Origin of the sequence: Bacillus sp. B2-WWTP-C-10-Post-4 (assembly GCF_009183805.1) — a bacterium.
GTDB lineage: Bacteria > Bacillota > Bacilli > Bacillales > Bacillaceae_G > Bacillus_A > Bacillus_A cereus.
Genome location: NZ_WEII01000155.1, coordinates 1 through 7,189 on the forward strand (window position 1 = coordinate 1; position 7,189 = coordinate 7,189).

The following is a 7,189-nucleotide window of genomic DNA, read 5'->3' on the forward strand; positions in this document are numbered from 1 at the left end:
GTATTTATAAAAGAATGTTGGCTATTCATAAGAAATATGATTGGCACGGTTTTTGCTTGTATTACATGTAAGGAAGGGAGATTGTATGTAAGGAATCTGTACTCGTAATAGTATAAAACAAGCTACTATTGCATTATTAATCATAGTTGTATTTATAGCGGAACTGTAAATACATACAAATAAGTGGTTTTTTGATTTTAAAATTCTGAATTTTCATTTAAATTATTAGGGGGCAATGGTATGGTTAAATATTCGAAAATTTCTAAGTGGATTCTTGGTGTTGGACTAGTGACAATAACATGTAATGGTTTGCAAATTCAAGCAGAGACAAAAGAGAAAAATGTGAAGAACGTATTACAAATGGAGCCGGTAGGAATACAGAAATCTGTTGATGAATTGGCGCACCCTTCAAAAGTACAAGAAAATGAATCTTTTACAAAACGGTTAAAATTAGCGGATTTATCGCAGCGTCCACTAGCACCAACCGATAATATTAAGCCGTTAGCTGAAGAAAAAAAGTATTCGATGGCTGAGTTAAATCAACTAAATAATAAACAATTAACTGATCTTCTTGTGACAATTAAATGGTATCAAATTCCGGAATTATTTCAGTTTAATAGTGATAGTCTTAAATTCTATCAAGATGATAGCCGAATGCAAGCGATTATTAATAAACTAGCAGAACAAGGACAAGCTTATACGCAAGATGATTCAAAAGGGATTGAAACATTAGTAGAAGCTCTACGTGCAGCGTTTTATTTAGGTTTTTACCATGATGAATTAAGCAAACTAAATGAGCGTAGCTACCATGATAAATGTTTACCAGCTTTAAAAACAATTGCAAAAAATCCAAATTTCAAACTTGGTACATCAGAACAAAATAAAGTAATTGCATCATATGGAAAATTAATTGGAAATGCATCAGCAGATGTTGAAACGGTTTTATATGCAGGTGAAATTTTTAAACAATATAACGATAATCTTGCAACTTTCATTGAAGACCGAACAAAAGGAGACGCTATATATGAGTTGATGAAGGGAATTGACTTTGATATTCAGACGGATATGTACACGACTGGAAAAGAGCCAAAATATACGATGTGGTTTCGAAATATTGATAACTTTATTAATGAAATAAATCGTTTTGCACTACTTGGTACAGTAACAAATAAAAACGGATGGTTAATTAATAATGGAATTTACTATGCTGGCCGATTGGGCAAGCTTCATAGCACGCCCACAAAAGGACAACAAGTTGTTACAGATGCAATGCGAATTTATCCATATTTAGGAGAGCAATACTTTGTTGCGGCAGAACAAATTACTACAAATTATGGAGGAATAGATGCGAATGGAAAAACTGTAAATTTAGATCAAATTCGAGAAGAGGGTAAAAAGAAATATTTACCGAAAACGTATACGTTTGATGATGGTGCAATTGTCTTTAAAGCTGGGGATAAAGTTAGCGAAGAGAAAATTAAACGTCTATACTGGGCGGCAAAAGAGGTGCGTTCTCAATTTTATCGTACAGTTGGTAGCGATAAACCACTTGAAAGTGGACATGCTGATGATGTGTTAACGATGGTTATTTATAATAGCCTAGATGAGTATCAATTTAATCGTCAACTGTACGGATATGAAACGAATAATGGTGGGATTTATATTGAAGGGACAGGGACTTTCTTTACATATGAACGTACACCAGAGCAAAGTATTTATAGTCTGGAAGAATTGTTCCGCCATGAATTTACGCACTACTTACAGGGAAGGTACGAAGTTCAGGGATTATGGGGCCAAGGGGAAATGTATCAAAATGAACGTTTAACATGGTTTGAAGAAGGGAATGCAGAGTTCTTTGCAGGTGCAACGCGATTAGATAGTGTAGTACCACGAAAAAGTATAATTGGTGGGTTATCTAATGATCCTGCAAAACGTTATACAGCATCACAAACATTAAATGCGAAATATGGAACGTGGGATTTTTATAATTATTCGTTTGCACTGCAATCATATATGTATAATAAGCGCCCAGAAATGTTCGATAAAGTACATGATTTAATTCGCGCAAATGATGTTTCAAGTTACGATGAATACCGTGCTACATTAAGCAAAGATAATAAGTTAAATGAAGAATATCAATCTTATATGCAAATGCTTATTGATAATCGTGATAAGTATACAATTCCACAAGTATCAGATGAGTATTTAACTCAGCATGATCCAAAATCGCTTTCGGACGTTACGTCAGATATTACGAATGAAGCGAAATTAAAAGATGTGAAAGTAACAAAGAATAAATCACAATTCTTTAATACATTTACACTACAGGGGACATATACAGGAAGTGCGGCTAAAGGAGAAGTTGAGGACTGGAAAGTGATGAATGAAGCAACGAATGATATGTTGAAACGTCTTTCAGGAAAAGAGTGGACTGGATATAAAACATTGACTGCTTATTTTGTAAATTACCGTGTAAATAATGCTGGGCAATTTGAATATGATGTTGTGTTTAGCGGAGTGAATACGGAAGAAGGTACGGCTGTAGAAAAAGAACCGAATAATTCATTTGAAACAGCAAACCCACTATCTTTGAATATTTTGTTAAGAGGAACCTTGAGCGATCAAGATCAGGGGGATAAATTTGTTATTGATGTAAAGGATCAAAAAGATTTACAAATTTCTGTTACGAACGAACAAAATCTTGGATTGAACTGGGTATTATATTCTGAATCAGATTTAAATAATTATGTAGCTTATGCAACAAAACGTGATGGGAACAAATTGCTTGGAAATTATAATGCAAAGCCAGGGAAATATTACTTAAGTGTATATAAGTATGGTGGTGGAACAGGGAATTATACGGTACAAGTAAAATAGTTTACTATAGTTTGTTTTGAAAGGCTACTTATTACATTTTTTAGCGAAATAAAGTATGTAATGTTAAACATTAAACTAATTCAACATATCCCTGTTCTAATTATAGAACAGGGATATGTTGGCTTTATATTTTTAAATTAAATAACCTCATTGGATTTTGATAAGAAAATAATTAATATAGATCTGAATTCTCATTCGTAAAGCATGTTTTAATCTTCTTAATGCTCTTTCATTTTTGTCTCGATTTTTGTTTTCAAATCAGTTGATACTTGATTGAAATACCCCAAAACGATCTCCCTAATATCATCGGATATAACTTTCAAATCACTAGCTAAGTTTTCAGCGAGATGTTCTTTTTCTATTGGCTGTAACTTCGTATAAAATTCACCAGCTTGTGTAAAGTCATCCTGTTTCGTTATAGAAGCTCTTTCAAGTTTACCTTCAACGTACCTTCCTTCACCGGTTGTAATTTGATTAGCAGGTGTCCAATCTTGCTGCTGGTTAATCGTTAATTTACGAAATTCGGGACCAATTCTTCTTCTTTGTGAATCACTGTAAATGTTAGCGCGCCCTTGCAGCATTTTATCATCTGATAGTTCTGCACCATCCAGTAAATTAGAAGGGGAGAATGCGACTTTTTCTACTTGTTCCATAAAATTTTCAGGATTTTTATTTAATACCATTTTCCCGACTGGTATGAGAGGATACGTTTGTTCATCCCATACTTTTGTGTCATCTAAAGGATCATAAGAAAGGTGCGCTTCATCTTTCGGATCCATGAGCTGGACGTATAAACCATACTCCACTGGTTTACCATTTTCAATAGCATCATATAAATCTTTCCCGCTATAATCAGGATTTTCGGCAGCTAGTTTAATTGCTTCTTTACTAGTAATGTACTGTACACCTTCAAACGGGTACCAATGATACTTTACATACTTTCGATTACCTTCCGCATTTCTCCATACATATGTATTAACACTATGTCCTGGAATGTGGCGAAGACTTTTGGCCGTACCATTATTAGAGTATAAACGGACAACAAAATGAATAGATTCAGGTGCTTTAGCGACAAAACTCCAAAATCTATTAGGGTCTATTAAGTTATTTTTAGGTGAAGGCAATAATGCTTGAATCGTTTCAGGGAAACGCATCGGATCACGGACAGAAAAAACAGGAATGTGATTACATAAAAGGTCAAAAATGCCTTCTTTTGTATAAAATTTTGTAGAAAAACCGCGTACATTTCTAGCAGTATCCGGTGTTCCTTTCGTACTAACAGCTAACGAAAATCGCACCATAACAGGAACTTTCTCATTAGAATTTTGTAAAAAACTTAATTTAGTATGTTCAGACATCGAATATATCGTTTGAAAATAACCGAACGCACCAAATCCTTTTACATGAACAGGTCTTTCTAAAATTTTTTCATGAATAAATTCTTGTAACGTCTCGTGAAGTACACTATCTTGCTCTAGAACAGGTCCACGTGAACCAACTGTTTGTGAGTGAAGGGTAGCTTGTTCATTACGTTCGCCTTTTTTATTAAAGTGATTCCCTAGTAAAGATTGCCCCTGTTTATCATAGTTTTCATTCATCGATATAGCCTCCAAATTTTTTTGTCGATTGTTACTAAATATGATTTTATAGTCTCGATTATGTATGACATACAAAGTTCAAAGCAGTAACATACCGCTAGATGAAAAAAACACATATGTAGTGGACCTGTTGAAATAGAAGAAATTATGGAAAAATGAATATCGGGAAGAGAAAGCACACGTTTTAATAAAAAATGTGGAAGAAAACCACTATTAAAATTTCAATCTTAAAACTTAATTTATAAACGATTATATAGAGAATGAATGTTAAAAAAGGAAAAATAACTAGGAGGAATTTAACATGTCGGATTGGTTTCAATTAGATAAAGAATATATGATGTCTACATATTGTCGTACAGAGGTTGCAATGGAAAGAGGAGAAGGATGTAAACTATATGATGTAGATGGTAAAGAGTATTTAGATTTATTTTCTGGCGTAGGAGTAAATGTATTAGGATACAATCATCCTAAAATTGTACAAACGACAATGGAACAAGTTACAAAATCGTTGCATCTGCCGTTTCATTTTTTAAATCCAGTTGCGATTGAATATGCAAAGAAATTAGTGGATTGCTCATTAAAAAACGGAAAGGTCTTTTTTACAAACTCTGGTACGGAAGCGACAGAAACAACTTTGAAATTAATTGATAAATATAGAGCTAATACGAATGAAGAACGTGAAGGAATTGTAGTGCTGAAGAATAGTTTCCATGGGCGTACGTTAGGGGCACTTCATTTTACGAGACAAGAAAGTGTATATCAAAATTTCCCTAAAACATCGATTCCTGTATATGAAGTAGAGCGCGAAAATATAGACCAATTAGAGGAGACTATTATTAAAGAAAAACCAATTGCGATTATGCTAGAGCCTGTTTTAGGAAGTGGAGGAATTTATCCTTTATCAAGTGAATATTTACATGGTGTTCAATATTTATGTGAAAAATATAATGTACTTCTTGTCGTTGATGAAGTTCAAAGTGGTATGGGTAGAACGGGAAAACTATTTGCTTATCAAAATTTTAATATTACACCAGATATTATTCAAATTGGTAAAGGAGCAGGAGGCGGGATACCGCTAGGAGGAATTATTGTAGGCAAAAAGTTATGTGATGTATTTTCACCAGGAGATCACGGGACAACGTTTGCTCATTCATCAATGGGAACGGCTTTAGGGTTAACGGTATTAAACACATTGATTGAAGATGGTTTAATGCACGAAGCGTATGAAACGTCACTATATTTAAATGATAAATTACAAGAAATTCAGAAAGAAAACTCTTATTATATTCAGGAAGTACGTCATGCTGGCATGATGTTTGGAATTAGTCTGAATGATACGAATGAAAATGTGAAGAAATTACAGGTTGAGCTAATGAATAAAGGAATGTTAGTCGATGTAACACAAGGGAATATTATTCGATTACTTCCGCCGTATATTATTACAAAAGAGGAAATTGATGCATTTATTACTCAATTTATTACTTGTATGGATAAGGTTGCTACTGTAGTAAGTGCTTAAAAATTAAAAGCTATATTTTATATAAAGTGCACTCTAATTGTTGGGGATAGTTTACAATTGGGGTGCATTTTTTATAGTTGAATTTTGTAAAATATAGTCGTTTGTATATGATAACGGAAAAATAGAAGGAATTTCGTTATATTTGAGTGGTGAAGAAAAGGGAAAGTAAGTATAAAGATAGTAGATAAAGCGGGTGGTTTAAATAACTAATGATAGAACGTTTTGAAAATAATAGCATACGAATATATAAATAATAAGAATGAGGTGATATATTGGAAAATAATGATATTCAATTTACTTCTTTACAAATGAGAACGGATAAATATGGTTGGGCTAGTATTCAATATACAAATAAAAAGCAGGCTATCTTATATACTCGAAACGGAGGAGTAGAATGGGAAGTTGTTAATCCTCTAAATTCAATTGTATTATTTGGATATCCAATAAACGCTCGAAGCTCTTGGGCATATGGTTTAACAAAAAAGAATGACGATTTATTGCCAGCTATATTTTATACAGTTAATAGAGGAGAAAGATGGAGTGAGTTTATTTTACCGGTTGAAGAAGATTGGGAGAAATCGACTGATGTTCAAGTACAATTGCATGCTACGAATATGGATAGTATATGGATTGTATTATCTAGAAAGCTTGCATCAAATAAATTTGAACATAATTTATACTATTTGAAAACGAAAGGGAAAGTTTGGAAAGTAATAAAAAATATAAGTATTAGTGATAGTATTTCAGGGATAACATTTATAAACGATCTAATTGGGTTTCTTTCACTACAAAAACATTATGAAACATCAACGGTATTTAAAACAATAAATGGTGGGGAAAGTTGGCATCCTATAAAAGATATTCCAAGTCTTGAAGGAATTAATAATGGGACTGCTATGGCTTATAAAGCAATCTATAAAAATAACTTATTAGTAATACCAACTAAAATGAATGATGATGTATTTTTAATGAATTACTCATTTGATAAGGGGAATTCGTGGCATATTTCAAATAAAACAATAAATACTAGTAAAGTGGCTGTTTCGTTTTTTAGTTCCTATTATGGCTGGGTTATAAATAGTGAAAATGGGAGTGTATATCAAATAATAAAAAAAGGAGCAAAATGGATTAAAGTATCAAGCAATCCATTATTAAAAAATGTATTTTGTTTGCATTTTTTTAATCGGCGTAAAGG

Annotated in this window: 4 protein-coding genes; 3 read left to right on the plus strand and 1 reads right to left on the minus strand. The window is 32.8% G+C overall.

Translation table 11 applies throughout. The features are described 5' to 3' along the window. Positions 1-240 precede the first annotated feature (240 nt). Positions 241-2,877: a collagenase ColA gene (gene colA, locus GBN78_RS27510; RefSeq protein ID WP_152127918.1), complete on the plus strand. Its 2,637-nt coding sequence runs from the start codon at positions 241-243 to the stop codon at positions 2,875-2,877. A gap of 218 nt (positions 2,878-3,095) precedes the next feature. On the opposite strand, the gene GBN78_RS27515 is transcribed toward colA, so the two are convergent. After that, positions 3,096-4,475, minus strand: a complete 1,380-nt coding sequence (locus GBN78_RS27515) for a catalase (RefSeq protein WP_152127919.1) — start codon at positions 4,473-4,475, stop codon at positions 3,096-3,098. Positions 4,476-4,776: 301 nt separating this feature from the next. Here GBN78_RS27515 and GBN78_RS27520 point away from each other — a divergent pair, with 301 nt between their 5' ends. Together GBN78_RS27520 and GBN78_RS27525 are read left to right on the plus strand one after the other, a co-directional pair. Beyond that, entirely contained in the window at positions 4,777-5,994 is a 1,218-nt protein-coding gene (locus GBN78_RS27520) for an aspartate aminotransferase family protein (protein ID WP_001286469.1), read from the plus strand. A gap of 272 nt (positions 5,995-6,266) precedes the next feature. Beyond that, positions 6,267-7,189, plus strand: a 923-nt coding sequence (locus GBN78_RS27525) for a hypothetical protein (protein WP_152127920.1), incomplete at its 3' end; no start/stop codon positions are given.